This window comes from Chloracidobacterium sp. (assembly GCA_016711345.1).
In the GTDB taxonomy this organism is placed as follows: domain Bacteria; phylum Acidobacteriota; class Blastocatellia; order Pyrinomonadales; family Pyrinomonadaceae; genus OLB17.
Genome location: JADJTD010000001.1, coordinates 762,320 through 781,698, shown reverse-complemented (window position 1 = coordinate 781,698; position 19,379 = coordinate 762,320). Strand labels below are relative to the sequence as shown.

Genomic DNA, 19,379 nt, shown 5'->3' with positions numbered 1-19,379 from the left:
CGGGTCTGCGTGATTTACAAATGAAACCACATTAAATTTTTAGATTTTGGCGACCTTACATAAATATCAAAAAACATCCTAACAATGGACTCATATGGTAAAATCTCGTTTTGCCGATGAAGCCTTTTAAGATCAGAAATATCGACATCGATCCGCCGCTCATTCTTTCGCCGATGGCGGGAGTGACGGATTTTACATTTCGCCGACTTATAAAGCGTCGCGGCGGTGTTGGGCTGGTCGTGTCTGAGTTTATCTCGGTCGAAGGCCTGACGCGGCACAATCCAAAATCGAAACGCCAGATGCGTTTCGACGAGGAAGAGCGGCCTTTTGCCGTGCAGATCTTCGGCGGAAAGGCCGATCGAATGGCGATGGGTGCCGAGATGGCACAGGAAGTCGGTGCCGACATTCTCGATGTCAATTGCGGCTGCCCGGCTCCAAAGGTCGTTAAGAACGGAGGCGGTTCGGGATTGCTTCGCGATCTGCCGCTGCTTGAGACGATCCTGACACAGATCAAGAAAACGATCACGATCCCGCTGACTCTAAAACTTCGTACAGGCTATACAGAATCGACGATAAATGTCGTTGACGTAGCCAAAATGGCCGAGCAGTGCGGTGTTGAGCATATCCAGGTTCACGGACGCACTCGCGATCAGGGTTACAAAGGCCTTGCGAACTGGGACCTTATCAAACAGGTCAAAGAGGCAGTGAGTATTCCGGTTTCGGGCAATGGCGATATCACGACGCTTGAATACGGAATGAATCGCTGGAGCGAGGCGGGAACTGACGGCATTCTGATCGGCCGCGGAGCGATGCAGAATCCTTGGATATTTCGCCAGTTTAATGATGTTATAAACGGGCGCGAGCCTTATCAGCCTGACTTGCAGGAGAAAAAAGATGTGCTGCTCGAATTCTTTTCGATGTGCCGCGAAGAGATGCCTGAGATCGTCTCTCTGGGCAAGATGAAACAGCTTGCGGGCCAGTTTACAAAAGGGCTTGTCGGCGGAGCTCAATTTCGTCAGACGCTTTATCATTCGCATTCGGCTGAGGAAATTCTCGACAATATTCAGGTCTATTTCGAGACTTTGAAGAGTCGGGAAACGTTTGGTGACGGTGTTGTCGAGGCCGAAAGTGACAGCGATCTGGAATTTGACTCTTGCGAAGCTGCGGTAGCCACGGTGTAGGTGTATATATGAATTTTCAAAGATCAATTTTCGTGATTTTCCTTGTACTTATTGGTGTTTCGGCGGCGTTTTCGCAGGAGGCTGGGCCGATACGTTCGTCAGCAGCTTACTCCGAGGTTTTGCTGCGCAAGACCGAGCTTCAGGCCGATCTTGAGGCACTGATCGCCGATTTTACTGAGGCTCATCCGAAGATACTTGACCTGCGCACCGAATTGGCCGCTATCAACAAGTCAATGGAGCGTATATTTGCCGTGAAGCCCGCGGAAACAGGGAAGTTGACGTTGGCGCTGGGCAAATTGCTTGTTCAACAGGCGACGCTCCAGACCGAGCTCGGGCGGCTGCAGCGAAGCCTCAATCAGGAACATGCCGAAGTGAAACGCACAAAACGCAAGCTTGAGATATTTGAATCGGCGATAAACGAGATACTCCGTTAAAACACTGGACAATATCAGTTTTCAACTAAGAATTTGTTAGAAATTCTCCGTTCCGCGTTCCGCACCGTTCCACCTGCATTCCACCTGCATGTGGAACGCTGTAAACTATTGATAACAGTAAACTTAATGCCTGTTTTTTGCCTGCGTTCCACTATTTTTAAAAAAAACTGTCTTACAATGTCTTACAACCCTTAAATTTTCAAATAGCCAGATGTAGCATAGCGCAGTTCTCGCAGATTGTCAAGTGTTTTATTAGTGCAACGTAATTTGACGGCACAGATTCAGTCATGTTTTCACTAAAAAGGACCAAGTGCGTTTCGTGTTCTTTGTGTCTGCCACTTCGCGTCGTTTGTGTTTAAAAAGTCTTTAACACAGAGACCGCAAAGGCAAGACACAGAGTTCACAAGGTAATGATCTAAATACTTCCCAAATTAGGTCACCACCCCACTATTTTTATCTTGACAAACGGCTTGATTCGCTTATAATCACAGGATTAAGTTCGATTCGAAATACACAATTTAGTTAGAAAGGCCGCCGGTTTTATGGGAGTGGTGGCGTTTTGCGCGTATCAGTATAAAGAAATAAATTCAGGAACTTTGCCTAAGCCGCAGTTTTTTAACGGCAACAAGAAAATTATGTTAAATCCGACATCGTCACGTTCATCGTTCGTCCGCACAACAAGCCTTGCCCTCGTCATCGGACTAGTTCTTACACTCGGCGTCAACGCCTCAGCAGGCACAGGCTATGCTTTTGTCGATTCCGTAGCGTCGTTCCTCGGCATGGCCGAAAGAACGGCAGCAAGCACAACCGCTCCGGAACCGGCAGCGATGTTTACGGCAGGCACTTGCGAATCTCTGCCTGGCGGTCCTATAGAAGTAGAAGGCACCGTGCTCGGCACGACGCCGATAGGTTATGCGACGCTGACGGCGGCAATTGTAGCGATCAATGCCGGAACGCACACTGGTGTGGTCACCGTTGATGTTTGCGGTGACACAACTGAGCCCGTGGGTGGAGCTTTGCTTGCGGCAAGCGGAGTCGGCGGAACTTATACTGCGATAACGATCTCACCAGCAGGCGGTGCGGCAAGGACGATAACCGGAGCAATAACTGCGGGTCTCCCTATGATCGATATTGTCGGAGCTGACAATGTGACAATTGACGGATTGAACACAGGCGGCAACAGCCTGACCATTTCCAACACGACGGTTGGAGGTACGCTAACAGCAACAATACGTTTTATCGGGGGTGCGACGAATAATACGATCACAAATTCAACTATTTTGGGATCACATAACGCCTCGGTTGCCACCAATGGTGGAAATATTTTCTTTAGTACCGATGGAGTAACCGCGAACGGTAACGATAACAATACGATCTCAAATAACAACATCGGCCCTGCGGGAGCGAATTTGCCTTCAAAAGCAATTTTATGTAACGGCTCAACAAGCACTACCGCTATTGGTAATAGTGGGTTAGTTATTAACAACAACAATATTTTCGATTATTTTGGAGCTGCGGTCACGAGTGCCGGAGTCGCGTTAAATGGCGGTTGCAATGGCTTTTCCATCACGAATAATAAGTTCTATCAGACGGGAACGCGAACGTGGTCGACGGGCGCACTTCATACGCCGATACTCATGAACAGTTCGTCGGCAACAAGCGGTGTTCAGGGAATGACGATCACGGGAAATATCATAGGCTATGCTTCGAGTTCACAAACGGGAACATATACGATGACAGGCTCGACCGGTCAGTTTCAAGGTATAAGATTCATCGGAATCACGGGCGGTACTATTTCCAATATCAATAGTAATACGATTGCCGCGGTTAGTTTGACAGGCGTGACCTCGAGCGGCACGGGGGCAAGTAGCCCGTTCACAGCAATACATATCGGAGGAACTGGATTCGCGGGCAATGCTAATACAAATAGCAACACGATTGGAAGCCAATCCGCAACCGGGTCACTGACCTTTTCCACTACGACAACTAGCTCAACGGATGTTTATGGAATCTATAACATTGCGTCGGATGCTTGGACATCAAGTAGCAACAATATTGGTGGCGTGTCTGTCACGAACGCTGGAGCTTCGGGTACTTTTGTTATTTACGCATTGAGAGCGAATACTGGTACCTCAACGACTTGGACAGCGAACTCTAACAATATTGGAGGCACGGTAGCAAACTCTATCTCACTGACTGCGACCGGAACTGGTTCACAAGTCATAGGAATGCATACTTCAAATGCTCCCGCGTCGTTTACTTCCAATACTATTCGTAACATGACAACCAACATCGGAACGGGAACTACAACCTCTGCTTCGATGATCGGCATTAACGTAACGACTTCGACTCCGAACCATACACTGTCGCAAAACACGATCCATTCGTTGACAAATAGCAACACGAGTGCGGCAAGTATTGTGACGGGTATTCAGTTTACCGGAGGCTCAGCGAACGTTGTTGAACGAAACTTTATATACAACATCCTTGCTCCGACGACGAGCACATCGGCGGAGATCAACGGTATCCGTGTTGCTGGCGGAACGACCATATATCGCAACAACATGATCGCTCTTGGTGCAAATTCAGCGAACGCTATCGGAGCGGCGGCCTCAAACAGCGGAACCACAGGCATCGTCGGCATTAACGAAGCTCTTGGCACAAACAGCTTTTTCCACAACAGCGTGTATATTGGCGGCACGGCAACTGCCGGCATAGGAGCTTCCTATGCATTTAACGGAATCCAAACAGTTAATACTCGCAGCTTCCGTGGCAATATCTTCCAGAACGCCCGCACAAACAGCGGCGGAACCGGTAAGCATTATGCCGTGAAGATCAATGGAACGGCGGCGAATCCGACCGGCCTTACGATCAACAACAACGTATATTTTTCAAACGGTGCAAGCGGTGCGGTGTTTGGATTCTTTAACAGTCTTGACGTTGCCAATATTGGAGCATGGAGAACTGCGGTCGGACAGGATGCCGGTTCATTTGAATCAAATCCGCAATTCAACGATCCGACAAATGCTGTTCCTGATCTCCACTTGCATCCGAGCAACTCAACCGTTGCTGAAGGCAATGGCGTCGATGTCGGCGTAACTCTCGATTACGACGGACAGACACGCAGCGGCCTGACGCCGGTCGATATCGGTGCCGACGCCGGCAACTTTGTAGGAATCGACCTTTCAGCTCCGAGCATCAGCTACACAGCGTTTGGCAATACATCACTGACCACTAACCGCGTTCTTGCAGCAAGCATAACTGACGCAGGCGGCGTCGCAAGCGGCGGAAATTCACCGCGTATCTACTTTAAGAAATCGACCGATGGATCGTATGTTTCGACGCAGTGTGCAGGAAGCTATAGCTGCACAATTGATTACACATTGGTAGGCGGCGGAGCAGTTACTGCGGCTGACATCATTCAGTACTTTGTTGTCGCTCAGGATACAGCGGGCAATCTCGGTGCAAACCCGAGCGGCGGCTTCTCAGGATCAAGCGTCAATTCTGTAACCACGCCGCCGACCGTGCCAAACAGCTACACGATAGTTGCGGCGTTTACAGGTTCGTATAATGTCGGCACAGGCGAAACATACACATCGTTGACCAATGCCGGCGGTATCTTTGCAGCGATCAATGCGGGTGCATTGACCGGCAATGTGACCATCAACATCACGACCGACCTGACTGCCGAACTGGGAACTAACGCTCTCAACGAATGGGCGGAAGACGGCGGCAGCGGCTACACCTTGCTCATCAAACCCAGCGGAGCGGCTCGCACGATTTCGGGAACAAACACAGGGGCTTTGATAAGACTAAACGGGGCAGATCGTGTGACGATCGACGGTTCGACCACAGGAGCAACCGCAAGCGGTATCGGAGGCAGCTCTGCCATCCGCGAGCTGACCATCCAAAACACAAACACAGGTACATCAGCCGTGGTCGTGTCATTTGGTTCGGGCACGAACGGAGCGCAGAACAACACTATCAGGAACACCAACGTTCTCGGACAGGATCCAACAACGACTCTTGCCAGCATTGCACTTGGCGGAACGACGCCGGGAACGGCGGGAACTGACAACGACGGCAACCGTGTCGAAAATTGTTCGTTAAAACGCTCGATCTACGGAATCTTTTCGTCAGGTTTAAGCCTCGCCAACCAGAACACCGGAACGGTGATCACGATGAATGAGACCTCTGCCACAACGGGAGATCGCATTCGCCGCGTCGGTATAGTGGTCTTTAACGAAAGCGCCCCGTCCATCACACTAAACAGCCTCAACGGCATTTCGACGAACGAGTCGTCCGATGCTGTTGGTATCGGAGTCGGTATTCAGGCGATTGATACTACTACTACTACATCGGGTGGTGTTACTGGTGCTCTGGTTGCAAGAAACAAGGTAAACGGTGTCGCCAGCCTTAGCGCGACCGGATTTTCCGCGGTCGGTATCGGCGTTGCGGGAGCATCTGGAGCCGCTAATACTGTTCGAAACAACATGGTCACCGGAGTGACTTCTCCGGCGACATCGCCTGACACGCTTGCCGGTATCTATGTGGCGGGTGTTACAGGTTCTTCGACCAGACTTTATAACAACTCAGTTTCGATGACCGGTGATCGCGGTGCCGTCGCATCACAGATGCCGGGCTTTGCGGTTGCGATGACCGGAACCGATCCGACAGTTGAGATCAAGAACAACATTTTCTATACGACTCAGATCGCTTCGGGCGGCGGCGTTAATGCGAAGAGCTATGCAATCGCGACGAACTCAACGACATTTGCCAACCTCGACTCGAATTACAACGATTTTTGGTCAACTGGTGCCAACGACGGCGGATTCCGTTCGGGTTCATTAGCTTCGGCCGCCGGAACCGACTATGCAGCTATCGCGGCTTGGAGAACGGCAACCGGCGGCACGGCTAACGATGACGCCAATTCTCTCGAATCCGATCCCTCGTTCACCGATCCTCTAGCTGATCTGCATATTGGTAATCTCTCATCGATGATCGACATAGGAACGACATTGGCATCATTCTCGGATGATTACGACGGTGAAACGCGTCCGATGGGCAGCGGATGGGAGATCGGTGCGGACGAATTAGCGTTCGCTACACCGACGTCAACAAATACAGCAACAAACACGCCGACGCCGGAGAATACTGCGACGTCAACGAATACGCCGACAGCCACGGATACACCGACGCCTGAGGCAACTGCAACGAACACGAATACGCCGACAGCGACTGCTACGGAAACGTTTACGCCGACTGCAACGGCTACTGAGACGTTTACTCCGACAGCAACCGCTACTGAGACGTTTACGCCGACAGCAACGGCGACTGAGACATTTACGCCGACTGCAACTGCAACAGAAACGTTTACACCGACAGCGACTGCTACGGAGACGTTTACGCCGACTGCGACAGCGACGGAGACGTTTACGCCAACAGCGACGGCTACTGAGACGTTTACGCCGACCAACACTGCGACGTCGACGCCGACTGAAACTTCGACATCGACTCCGACGGAGACTGCAACTGCTACTTCGACGGCGACGAACACGGCAACAAGTACGCCGACCTACACGCCGACTTGTGTTCCGGTTTCTGCGTCCGACGAAGAATCATTGTCAGGTGTTACGGTTACGATCCCTGTTACCACGGGCGACCTTACAGGCCATGATGTTCTGTCAACGGACTTCTCGATCAGTTACGATCCGGCGGTACTGACTCCGCTGGCGAATCCGACCTATGGCGTCACGATGGGTGCAGTCGCTAACTCGAACGGCGGCGGACGCTCGCTGACGGCATTTAACCCGACACCGGGAACGCTGAATGTTTCGGTTTACGGAGTAGAATTCATGACGGGCGGCGGTGTGCTGGTCAACCTCAACTTTACGGTCATCGGAGTTCCCGGCACGTCTAGCGGAATTAACTTCGCGATGTTCAAGTACAACGAGGAAACGCCTTGCACAACGACCACCAACGGAAGCGTTACGGTCATTCCTGGCTCGATCGCGGGAACCGTCAATTACGGCAATCCGGCGACGGGGCCAAATCCGCGTGGAGTTCCGGGCGTGCTTGTAAGCGGCGCTGGTTCACCTGCTGTCTCTGATACTACGGGAGCACCTGGCACGTATCTGCTGACCGGATTTGGAGCAGGAGCATACACCATCACACCGACCAAATCGGGCGGAGTGAACGGTGCGATCACGTCGTTCGACTCGGCAAGGATCGCTCAGTATGTGACGGGCAACGGTGTTCTGTCGGCAGGACAGTTGATCGCAGGTGATGTCACCGGAAACGCACAGGTCACGTCGTTTGACGCGGCGATGATCGCTCGTTACGTGGCGGCACTCGGACCGCCGCAGGGTAATTCAGGATCGTGGGTATTCAGCCCTGTTTCCGTCAATCATCCGACCGTTTACACGAACATCACGGGCGAAGATTACGCTGCGTACTTGATGGGCGATGTCACCGGAAACTGGGGCGATCCTTCGCCGTACCGTCCGGGAATGGGCGGGCCGGAAAGAAGAGCGGCAGTCGCAGCTCCGAGGCTTGTGACGCCTGCCGATAACGAGGTCATCGTGCCTATCGCTATTGACGGAACGACCAATAAGGGAATCATCTCTTATGAATTCGACCTCCGCTACGATGCGGCAGTCATCCAGCCTCAGGTTGATCCCGTCGATGTCGTCGGGACGCTGAGCGGTTCGCTGTTTACGGTAGCCAATGCGGAAACGCCGGGACTTTTGAGAGTGGTCGTGTATGGTGCGATGCCTCTTGAGGGAAGCGGAGTTCTGTTGAACCTCAGGTTTACGGCGGTCGGAGCGGCAGGCAGCGTTTCACCTTTGACCTGGGAACGCATTATGCTCAACGAAGGCAGCCCTCGATTGACGGCAACCGACGGACTCGTCGAGCTTTCCACCGCTCTGCCAAATCAGGCAGAGATCACCGGAAGGCTGCTAACGGCCATCGGCGCAGGCGTTGCTAATTCGCGTGTGACCTTGACGGATGCGACGGGCCAAAGCCGTTCGATCCTTTCAAATGAAGCAGGCAATTACCGCTTCGGCAATCTTCAAGTAGGCCAAACCTACACGATCAGAGTCGATTCGCAAACGTCCCGCTTCACCCCGATCACCATCAGCGTCGTAAACCAATCGGCAAACGTCGATATGATCGCTGATTAATAAACGGGAGATCGATAATAGAAAAAGGCTGGTTGAGAATCATTCTCAGCCAGCCTTTCTTTTGTTTGTATCGTGAATTAATTTGCGGGTTTATCTTTGCGTTCGTCGGCGAAGAGGATGGGGTTCACGATCGGGCGATATGAATCGCTGATCTTGATGTAGGACTCTTCGCGAAGTTTTGCCATGTACTTTTTCTGTTCATCCGGCAGGCGTTCGTTCATCATTGCCATACGCACGGCGTTTTCGTTGAAGACGGACTCGCTGCTAGCCTGTTCGCGAGCGTCCATACGAATGATCGCCATTCCCATTTGATCGAGTTCGAACGGAGCCGCATACTCACCTACTTTTAGGTTTTTGAGCGAGTTAAGCAGCTTTTCGTTCATCGCATCGAGACGGACATTTTCGAGCTTGCCGGCGCCTTGCGTCATTACCGGCGTATCGCCGTTGTCTTTGAGGAGCTTTTCCCAATCGCCGCCGGCTTTCAACTGCTGATAAAGCTGTGCAGCTTTTTCACGGACCGACGCTTCATTGCGTCCGGCAAATCCCAGGAACAGCTCGCTGAATGAGATCGTTTCGGGTTTTGTGAATTTTGCCTTGTGATTTTCGTAATAATCTTTTACGGCTTTGCCGTTGGGCTCCCAATAAACCTTGGATTGGAGATCTCGCTGGACGACCTGCTCGCGTGTTTCCTGTTTGCGCCAGCCTTCTTTTACGTCCTTTGGATCAACACCGCTTTTTTCCATCATGGCGTAAAGCTCTTCGACGGTTTTCAGGTTGTACTGCTTCATTATGTCAACGAGCCGCTGATTAACACGGTCATCGACGTCTTTTTCGATACCGCTTTCCTTGGCACGCTGAAGCATAAGTTCCTCGGTGATGAGATTGGCGATGAGTTCGCCTTTCTTTTCATCGACCATCCTTTGAGCCTCTTCACGGGTCTTGCCCTGCTGGACGAACGACTCGACGGCATCCTTTATTTCGCGTTTAACTTTGGAGAGCGTAATGACCTCATTGTTGACGACCGCAACCACCTCATCGACCACACGCGTCTGTGTTTCCTGTGAAAAGGCCGACGGACTTGCCGCCAATACCGTAACGATCGCCAAACTGGCAAATTTAATATGTTTCATGCAGACTCCTAACAAGCTCTTCTATGCAATGTAGATTTGATGCCAAAATGCGGCCTTGGGTTTATTTTCGAAAAACGGAAATCCGAAGCCATCAGTTCTTTTTAAATATTAACAGGTTCTGCGCGCCTGTTAAACCTGCCTAAATGAACAAAAAATGCCCCGCCTGCAATGTAGTCAATTTTCCAGAAGCCGATCTGTGCATTCGCTGCAATGCATCGTTGGAGGCCTCTGGTCACAAGCGAGGAACAACCGGTTCAAGGTTGCTTACACGCATTGTGGTTTGCATTGCGGTTTGCTGTGCCGTTATTTTTGGCTTCTATGTTTCGCTGGTTGCGTCGGCGAAGTCGTTATCGCCGGAACAAGGGCATCAAGTTCGGAAAGCACTCGCCGTATTGAACGAGCGCGGGTTTTCGAATGAAATCTTTTTGCTGGAGCATTTTTCGGTATTCAGGAGCGAAGACAATTGGCTGAATGCTTCTGTAGACAAGGAAAACGCATATGCGGCAGCAAATTTTCCGTTTGAGATAGTTACGCTGTATCCGGATTTTTTTACATATCCCGTTGATGACGTCGAACGGGCGGCGATCCTTCTGCACGAATCGCGTCATTTGCGCGGTGAAGATGAACATGACGCATACAAATACGTCTGGCTGCACCGCAAGCAACTCGGCTGGACCGTAGATAAATATCGTGATTCCCCAGTCTGGAGCAATATCAGAAAACAAACGAAAGACAACGTTCCCGAATTATTTGTGTGCGAGGGAAAAGAACTGAGCGATTGTACAGAATAGTCAGAACCGCTTACGCAGGTGGTTCTGACTTGATCGTAATTAGAGAATCCATCGCCGTTCGAATTGGATTGCCCGTAATGACCTTTATCCTCAAGATGCCTGTCGGCGAAAAACTCGAATCTTTAATTTCACCTAAAAACTGCATCAATTTTTCCGGCGAGACGCGAGCAGTCTCACCGAGTTTGATCGCTACTCCGTCTGCTGTCTTGTCTATCGAAACGATTGCCATTCGCTCGGCGAGCTTTCTCAAACGAGCGTATTCAAAGAGGTTTTCGACCGAACGCGGAATGCGTCCGTAGCGGTCCTCAACCTCGGCATGGATCTGAGTTAAGGTCTCTTCAGTTTCGGCAGACGAGATGCGTTTATATGTGCGCAGCCGTTGACTCGTTTCGGCGATATAATCCTTCGGTATCGAAACATCAACGCCGAGATTGATCGAAACGCTCGTCTCGTCGGCGATCTCGTCACCACGCATTTCAGCGATTGTGCGTTCGAGCATTTTTGTGTAGAGATCAAAACCAAGCGCATCTAAATGGCCGGATTGCTGGCCGCCGAGAATGTTGCCTGCACCGCGAAGTTCGAGGTCGAGAGCGGCAAGCCTGAAGCCTGCGCCAAGATCGGAAAATTCACGAATCGCGCTCAATCTGCGCCGGGCAATTGGCGTTAATTCCAACTCGCTCGGTATCAGTAGATATGCATACGCACGACGGTTCGAACGTCCGACACGACCGCGAAGCTGGTATAGCTGCGAAAGGCCGTAATTATCGGCGCGATTGATGATAATGGTATTTGCACGCGGGATGTCGATGCCGTTTTCGATGATCGTCGTTGCAACGAGAATATCGTATTTGTAATCGATAAAATCGAGCATCACCTGCTCCATTTCCTTTTCATTCATCTGGCCGTGGCCGATAGCGATGCGTGCGTTTGGCACGATCTTCTTAATGAGAGCGGCGATCGACTCGATCGATTCGACACGGTTATGGATGAAAAATATCTGACCGTTTCGGGCGAGTTCGAGTTCTATCGCAGAGCGAATTACGCCTTCGGAAAATTGGACGACCTGAGTGTTAATAGCTAGTCGATCGCGCGGCGGCGTTTCGATAACGGACATATCGCGCATTCCTAGCAAGGACATATTTAGTGTGCGGGGAATCGGCGTTGCTGAAAGCGTAAGGACATCGACTTTTTTCTTTAATTGCTTGAGCTTTTCTTTGTGGCCGACGCCGAAACGCTGCTCTTCGTCAACGACTACGAGACCGAGCTTTGGCATTTGAACATCGGTCGAGAGTATTCGATGAGTGCCTATCAGCACATCGACCTCACCCTTTCCTGCGGCTTCGGCAACCGCTTTCTGTTCTTTGCTTGATCGAAAACGCGAAAGCAGATCGACCTTTACGGGAAAGGCTGCAAATCTTTTTTTGAACGTCTCATAATGCTGATAGGCGAGCACTGTCGTGGGTGTTAGAATCGCCGCCTGTTTGCCGTCCATCACCGCTTTAAATGCAGCCCGCATTGCAACCTCGGTTTTACCGTAACCGACATCGCCGATAATGAGCCTGTCCATCGGCGTGGGCGTTTCCATGTCGGTTTTTGTGTCCTCGATCGCGGCTGCCTGATCGACGGTAAGATCGTAGGGAAATGCATCCTCGAATTCGTGCTGCCACGGAGCGTCGGGTGGAAAAGCGTGGCCGCGCACGAGTTTGCGCTCGGCGTAAAGCCGCAGCAATTCATCCGCCATATCGCGCATCGCGCGTTTCGCTTTAGCCTTTGTTTTCTGCCAGCCTATACCTCCAAGACGGTCAAGCGTCGGTGAAGTCGCTTCGCCCGATGAATAACGCGAGACGAGATCCATTCGCTCGACAGGCACGAACAACTTGGCATCGTCGGCGTAGATCAGCAACATGAATTCTCGCTCGGCTCCTTGCGACGAGATCGTCTGTAAGCCGTCAAATCTGCCGATACCGTGATCTACGTGAACAACATAATCGCCGATCTTCAGATCACGAAAATCGGAAACAAATGCACCAAGTTTTGATTTGCGTTTTTGAGGTGTGGATCTAAAGTTACGGTGTTCAGCCTCGTTTGTGATCTCACCGAAAATGTCTTCTTCGGTATAAAGCGTCAGGCCGAACGCAGGCAGTTCAAATCCGCTAGAAAAGTCGCCGATTTGTATCAGGTCAGCAGCTAACGAAGTATCATATTCACGCAGTATCTCTCGTATGCGTTCGGCCATGCCTGGCGTTTGCACGACGATCTCCGTTCGGCTTAGATCTCCGTGAGTTTTCGAGCGAGAACCTAATTCCGTAACAAATGCTGCGACGTTGCCGTGAAATTTTCGCGTCGAACGCGATTGCAGCTCGATCTCAGATGCTTTTGCGGTTGCGGAGAAAAGAAACAGCGGTTTAGTTTTTGTTTCCTCGCCTACAGCGAATTCCTCGTCGGTTCCCGCTGCGGTTTTCCCCAATGCTCGAAGCTCAAGGCATAGAGTGTTTTCTAGTTTTGTACGTAGATCGTGCGGCGTGAGAAATAGCTCGTTTGGAGCTAGGCTGACCTCGCCGGATTCGGTTACTGCATCAAAATTATCGTTAACGTGTTCGTAGTGAGCGGTCAGCGTATGTTCGACAGCAGTCGGTTCGTCGATGACAAAGACGCAGTCCGATAGATGGTCGAAAACGGTTCCTTCGAATGGCTTTACGAGCGGAATGAGAAATTCCCAGCCCGAAAACGGCTCGCCTTCGTCTGCAAAGTCGGTGCGGTCTTTGAGATTGCGTTTGAATTTGTCTCCGGCAAATCTTTCGCTGGCGAAAAATGACCAGTCCTTCAAGTCCTGCGGCGAGACAGCAAATTCACGCATTGGGGCGATCGCGATTCTGTCCAACTGTCCCGTCGAGAGCTGCGTATCGGCGTCGAACGCGCGTATCGATTCGACAGTGTCGCCGAAGAACTCAACACGAACAGGACTTTCTGCATCAGGCGACCAGACATCCACAATACCGCCGCGAACTGAAAATTGCCCCGGCCCGAATATCGGATCTTCGCGAACATAACCGCTTGCAATTAGCTTTTCGATCAAGGTTTCGGGCGCAGAATCATTATCGCGTAATAAAACGCAGCCGAGGCTCGCGATCTCTGTAGGCGATGCTGTTCTTTGGATGAGCGAGCGGGCAGACATAACGACAAAGTTGCTGTTCCGCTCTCGCAAATGCCCTAATTGCCAAAGAGCCATTGCACGTCGCTCCTGGGTTTCCGCGTGAGGTGAAACGCCGGAATATGGATCGGCTTCAAACGAAGGGAGGCTGATGATCGCTGACCGGTCATCATTTACGAAATAGCCCAGATCAGTTGTCCAGTTTTCCATTTCCGAATTGGATTCGGTTACGATGGCAAACGATTTGCCGGTCTCAGCCTGGAGCTTTGATAAAATAAATGCCTTTGCCGCTACGGACGTAAGGCCGCTTAGACTGATCACGCGCGTGCCGCTTTGTATCTCACGCTTTAGTTTGTCGAATTCATCTGCCATAAACACACATATCCACAGAGAATGTCGAACGGGTAGGTGTCCCGAGTCGCACAATCCCTGCGGTGGTTCTATTTTGCCACATCCGGCGGAAGATTGCCGAGTTGGTGTCGGTAGAGAGCGTGTAAACAAGGGCTTCGTTGCCGATGTTGCAACTGACCTTTATAATGAAATGTTTGAATACAGAGCCCTTACTTAGGTGCGGGCTACTGACACGATTACCATGAGCATTCCTCAATTCGAAGAGATCATCGAACCTAACGACCAGACAGAAGCGCGAAAAGTGTCGCTTGAGGCAATTTCTGCGCTGGTCGGAAATGTGTATCCGAACAAGTTTTCCCGCACTGACGTCAGCGGCGGCGAAGACACGATCACTGCACTCAAACATTTTGACAAGATCGCCGATATCGAATCACGAATGGCCGAGATCAAAGCGAATCTCGGCGAAGGCGAACGTCCGCCTGCGGAAAAAAAAGATGAACTGAACACTGAGTTAAAAGCATTAGGAAACGTTCGCATCGCGGGCCGTTTGACGACGCCGACGCGCGGCAATTTTGTTCATCTGACCGACGGCATTTCAAAGTTGCAAGTCTATTGCAACAAAAAGGGCCCGCTTGCTTTGATAAAGAATGACGGTGCCGACACGTTTGACGAAGAGAACGGTTGGGCCTTGTGGCAATTACTCGATCACGGCGATCTGATCGGTGCCGAGGGTTATCTTTTTGTTACAAATACCGGCGAAGTTTCTGTACATGTCGAGAAGCTGCAATTCCTTGCCAAAGCGATGCTTCCGATGCCCGACAAAATGCACGGCATCGCCGATCCTGAGCTGCAACGACGCTACCGTTACGCTGATCTCATCGCTTCGACATTGCAGATCGAGCACGATGGGTTGACGACGCGCGAGGTTTTCGAGCGTCGTGCCAAGCTGATCTCAGGGATACGTCGCTTTCTCGATGATGCAGGGTTTATCGAAGTCGAAACGCCGATGCTCACGCCGAAGGCGACCGGTGCGGCGGCGAAACCGTTCGAGACGCATCATAACGCGCTCGACATTCCGCTCTATGCACGCGTTGCGCCGGAGCTTTATCTCAAGCGTCTGGTCGTCGGCGGCTTTGAAAAGGTTTACGAACTCAACCGCAACTTCCGCAACGAAGGCCTCTCGCAGCGTCACAACCCCGAATTCACCATGCTCGAATTCTACATCGCCTACATGGATGTAAACGGGATGATGGATTTTGCCGAGACGATGATAAAAGACGCGGTCGCGAAGGCGAACGACGGCAATCTGGTTGTGAAGTACGGAGAGAACGAGATAGATTTCGGCAATTTCGAGCGAATCACGATGGCGGACGCGGTCGCACGAGGCAGAAACCTGAACGGTAGCGAGGGTGTTCTTTTGGATGCGGTCACTTCAACGTCGGGTATCGAAGAAGACACACTCCCTACCGGGCGTGTTTCCGCCTTTGATGATGCCCAGCTTCTCGAATATTTCGAAGAACATGTCGAGCACACGCTAATTCAGCCAACATTCATCATAGATTACCCAAAATCCATCTCACCGCTTTCTAAAGCTGATCCTTCGAATCCGAACATCGCGGAGCGGTTCGAGCTGTTTATCAACGGAATGGAAGTCGCGAATGGTTTCTCCGAGCTCAACGATCCGAAGGAGCAGTACGAACGGTTTGTCGATCAGATGTCTGAGCGCGAGCGCGGCGACGAAGAGGCGATGGTGCTGGACGAAGACTACATCCGCGCCCTCAGCTACGGCATGCCGCCCGCCGCCGGCATCGGCATCGGTATTGACCGTCTCGTGATGATGCTCACCAACAAACACTCTATCCGCGATGTCATCCTATTCCCGCACATGCGTCCGGAAAAGGGAAGTCTTACCACGGAGGACACAGAGAGCACAGAGAACTGAAAGTTGCCACTACTTCTTACGGGCTTGTACAACATGGCTACCGGAAATTGTGCGACACGACCTCTGCGTTAAAGCTGTGTATCGGCTCAAAGTGAATTGACTTTAACATTCCACGTTCTTCATAGATGCCTCGAATAATGAGGTAATCATTTTGGTTGATCACAGCACGGTATTTTTCAAATACGTCAGGCATTACGACAAAGTTTGAATGGCCGGTCTCGTCTTCGAGAGTGATAAAAACGACATTGTTTGCAGTCATCGGACGCTGACGAATTATAACTGCTCCGGCCACGGAAACTACCTGTCCTTTTTTTAGATCTATACTTTCCCTCGCCGACAAGATGCCGCTCTTTTTCATCTCTTCACGGACAAACGCCATTGGATGTTTGCCGATCGAGATGCCGGTTTTTCTGAGATCCGTTTCGACAAGTTCCAGACCTTCCAGACGTTTAAGAAAGGTGTTTGTGTCAGTAGCCCGCACGTGAGTAAGGGCTCGATTGAGAGCAGAAGAGCCCTTACTTACGTGCGGGCTACTGACACGAGAGCCGCTGAAAAGATCGCCCTCGGGTTGAATCAAAAGTTCCGATTGCCACAGTGCCTCACGGCGATGAATAGTGCCGTCAAAATTTAACGCTCCGGTGAGACTCAGAGCGCGGATCTCTCGTTTGTTGATCTCGGGAACGCGGTCTATTAGATCGGCGATGCTAATGTAAAAACCAGCGCGATCACGCTCGGCAACTATCATTTCACCAATATCCTTTCGCAAACCTCTTACAAAGTTGAGCCCAACGCGTACCTGCTTTTCGCCACTGACTTCCTCGACGGTAAATTCATATTTCGATCGGTTTATATCAAGAGCGATAAAATGCAGCCCGTGCCGCTGGGCGTCTTTAACCAATGTCGCGGCGTTATAAAATCCGAGCGGGTAATTATTGAACATCGCTGCCATAAAGCAAGCGCGGTAATGCACCATGAAATAGGCAGATGCATAGGCTAATAACGCAAAACTGAAAGCATGAGATTCGGGGAAGCCGTAATTTGAAAAAGCGAGTACGCAATTTACGATATTTTCCTGGACTTCCTTTGGCACGCCTGTTTTCTCCATTCCTTTGCGAAGATTTTCACTGATTGTTTCAAGCTTTTTACCCGGTCTTTTAAAACCCATTGCTTTACGGAGATCTTCGGTTTGATCGGAAGTGAATCCGGCAATGTCCATTGCTATTTTAAGAAGCTGTTCTTGAAAAAGAGGAACGCCCATTGTTCTCTCCAGTGTGGGCCTTAGGCGTTCGTCTATATAATCAACTTTCTCCAGACCTTGACGGCGTTTCAGGTAAGAATGCAGCATTTTGCCAACGATCGGGCCGGGACGAATGATTGCGACTTGGACGACGATATCGTAAAAGTTTGCTGGCTTGGATTTTGGCAGAAAAGCTATCTGTGCGCGGCTCTCGACCTGAAACATCCCGACCGTGTCGCCCGTTTGCAGAGCTTCGTAAACCTTTGGGTCGTCGGTCGGGATCTTATACAGATTGAGAGTTTTATCGTGATGCTGGCTGATCAATGTGATCGAATCGCGCAGGACAGCCATCATTCCGAGCCCCAGCAGATCGACCTTAACTATCTTTAGAGCATCGCAATCGTCCTTGTCCCACTGAATGATGTTGCGCCCTGGCATCGATGCTGGCTCGAGCGGCACTATGCCATCGAGTCGGTTTAGTGACACAACCATTCCACCCGAATGCTGGCCCAGGTGTCGCGGGAAATCTAAGATCTTGTTGTATAGCTCAGCAAATTTTTTAAGGCGAATATTCTCGGTTGTGTCGAATCCTTGTTCTTTAAGCCGACGATCCAATTCTTCGCCTTTGAAAGTCTCATAATGAGAATTAAGTTTGGACAACCGGTCAAGTACATCAGGGCCAAAGCCAAATGTCTTCCCGACCTCTCGAACTGCCGATTTGCCGCGATAGCTGATGACATTCGCGGTCATACCTGCTCCGCGTTCGCCGTATTCTCTGTAAACATGCTGTATTACTTGTTCGCGGTCATCTCCCGATGGCAGATCGATATCAATGTCAGGATATTGTTCATAGCTCTCGGACAAAAACCGTTCGAATAAGAGTTTGTTTTTAATAGGTTCGACCGCGGTGATTCCAAGTGCGTAACAGACGACAGAATTTGCCGCCGAGCCACGCCCTTGTGAAAGAATTTCGTTGTCAACACAAAATTGTGAGATGTCCGCGACCATTAGAAAATATCCAGCCAGGCCTTTCATCGAGATGACTTTGAACTCACGATCCAGACGATCTTGCACCTGATCTTTTATATTTTGCTCTTTGTTGCGATACCGCTCTATTGCTCCGCTTATAGCTCTGTGTCGTAACAGACTGTCTACGGTTTCGCCGGGTGGCACATCGTAGTCGGGAAAATTATAGGAAAGAGCATCCATTGAGAACTTTACGCGGTCAGCGATCTCTTCTGTGATGTGGACAGCCGACGGTATGTCTTCGAAAAGGTCAAGCATCTGGGACTGCGATTTAAGATATCGTTCGTTATTTTTTGAGAGCAATTTGCCGGCGTCGTATATCGAGCAGTGATTTTTTATACAGGTGAATACGTCAAAGAGTTCGCGGTCGTGCTGATCGGCGTAATACGTTCCGTTGCTGGCAAAATAGGGAAGTCGGAGTTTGTGCGCGAGGCCGAGCAGCGATTGATTTATAGCTTCTTCGCTGCGGAGGTGATGCCGCTGCAGTTCGACATATAGCCGCTTTTCGAAAACATAGTTGAGCCATGCAAGATCTATTTGGGCGCGGCCGGCTTTTATACTTTTATGCATAAAACCATCCGCTCCACCTGTAAAACACAATAGTCCGGACGAGTGATCTTCAATGTCTTTCCGTGTAGCAAAATGCTTACCTTTTTTATGCCTGAGTTTGACTGTTGTTATGAGTTTGCTTAGATTTTGATAGCCTGCGAGGTTCATCGGAACAAGCGGTAAAAAGCTGCCATCGTCCATTGTGATCTCGGCACCGACGATCGGCTTTATGCCGTGCTTTTTTGCCTCGAAATGGAAACGCACAGCTCCGGCGACCGTATCGCGGTCGATCAAAGCCGCTCCGGGCATTTCTAGCTCAGCGGCGCGCTGAGCTAACCTCTGCGGCTGAGAACCGGATGACAGAAAGCTAAAAGCCGAGCGTGTGTGAAGTTCGTAAAACATT

At 50.7% G+C, this 19,379-nt stretch carries 8 protein-coding genes; 5 read left to right on the top strand and 3 right to left on the bottom strand.

Going from position 1 to position 19,379, the window contains the following annotated elements; all coding sequences use genetic code 11:
* Nucleotides 1–116: 116 nt before the first annotated feature.
* From dusB to IPL32_03295, 3 genes are all read left to right on the top strand, one after another.
* Nucleotides 117–1,181: a tRNA dihydrouridine synthase DusB gene (dusB, locus tag IPL32_03305; GenBank protein MBK8464834.1), complete on the top strand. Its 1,065-nt coding sequence runs from the start codon at nucleotides 117–119 to the stop codon at nucleotides 1,179–1,181.
* A gap of 8 nt (nucleotides 1,182–1,189) precedes the next feature.
* On the top strand, nucleotides 1,190–1,615 hold the full coding sequence (locus IPL32_03300) for a hypothetical protein (protein MBK8464833.1): 426 nt from the start codon (nucleotides 1,190–1,192) through the stop codon (nucleotides 1,613–1,615).
* Between the two features lie 635 nt (nucleotides 1,616–2,250).
* Nucleotides 2,251–8,799, top strand: coding sequence for a hypothetical protein (locus IPL32_03295; protein MBK8464832.1), 6,549 nt, complete (start codon nucleotides 2,251–2,253; stop codon nucleotides 8,797–8,799).
* 77 nt (nucleotides 8,800–8,876) lie between these two features.
* On the opposite strand, the gene IPL32_03290 is transcribed toward IPL32_03295, so the two are convergent.
* Nucleotides 8,877–9,929 (bottom strand): peptidyl-prolyl cis-trans isomerase, encoded by a 1,053-nt coding sequence (locus tag IPL32_03290; GenBank protein ID MBK8464831.1) that lies wholly within the window; start codon nucleotides 9,927–9,929, stop codon nucleotides 8,877–8,879.
* A gap of 143 nt (nucleotides 9,930–10,072) precedes the next feature.
* On the opposite strand from IPL32_03290, the gene IPL32_03285 reads away from it, so the two are divergent.
* Entirely contained in the window at nucleotides 10,073–10,720 is a 648-nt protein-coding gene (locus tag IPL32_03285) for a zinc finger Ran-binding domain-containing family 2 protein (GenBank protein ID MBK8464830.1), read from the top strand.
* 10 nt (nucleotides 10,721–10,730) lie between these two features.
* Here the strand turns inward: IPL32_03285 and mfd are convergent, their stop codons facing one another.
* Nucleotides 10,731–14,243 (bottom strand): transcription-repair coupling factor, encoded by a 3,513-nt coding sequence (gene mfd / locus IPL32_03280; GenBank protein MBK8464829.1) that lies wholly within the window; start codon nucleotides 14,241–14,243, stop codon nucleotides 10,731–10,733.
* A 220-nt stretch (nucleotides 14,244–14,463) separates the two neighbouring features.
* Between mfd and lysS the strand changes: the two genes are divergently transcribed.
* Nucleotides 14,464–16,164, top strand: a complete 1,701-nt coding sequence (gene lysS, locus IPL32_03275; GenBank protein MBK8464828.1) for a lysine--tRNA ligase — start codon at nucleotides 14,464–14,466, stop codon at nucleotides 16,162–16,164.
* 37 nt (nucleotides 16,165–16,201) lie between these two features.
* Here the strand turns inward: lysS and IPL32_03270 are convergent, their stop codons facing one another.
* Nucleotides 16,202–19,378, bottom strand: coding sequence for an error-prone DNA polymerase (locus IPL32_03270; protein MBK8464827.1), 3,177 nt, complete (start codon nucleotides 19,376–19,378; stop codon nucleotides 16,202–16,204).
* Nucleotide 19,379: the final 1 nt, after the last annotated feature.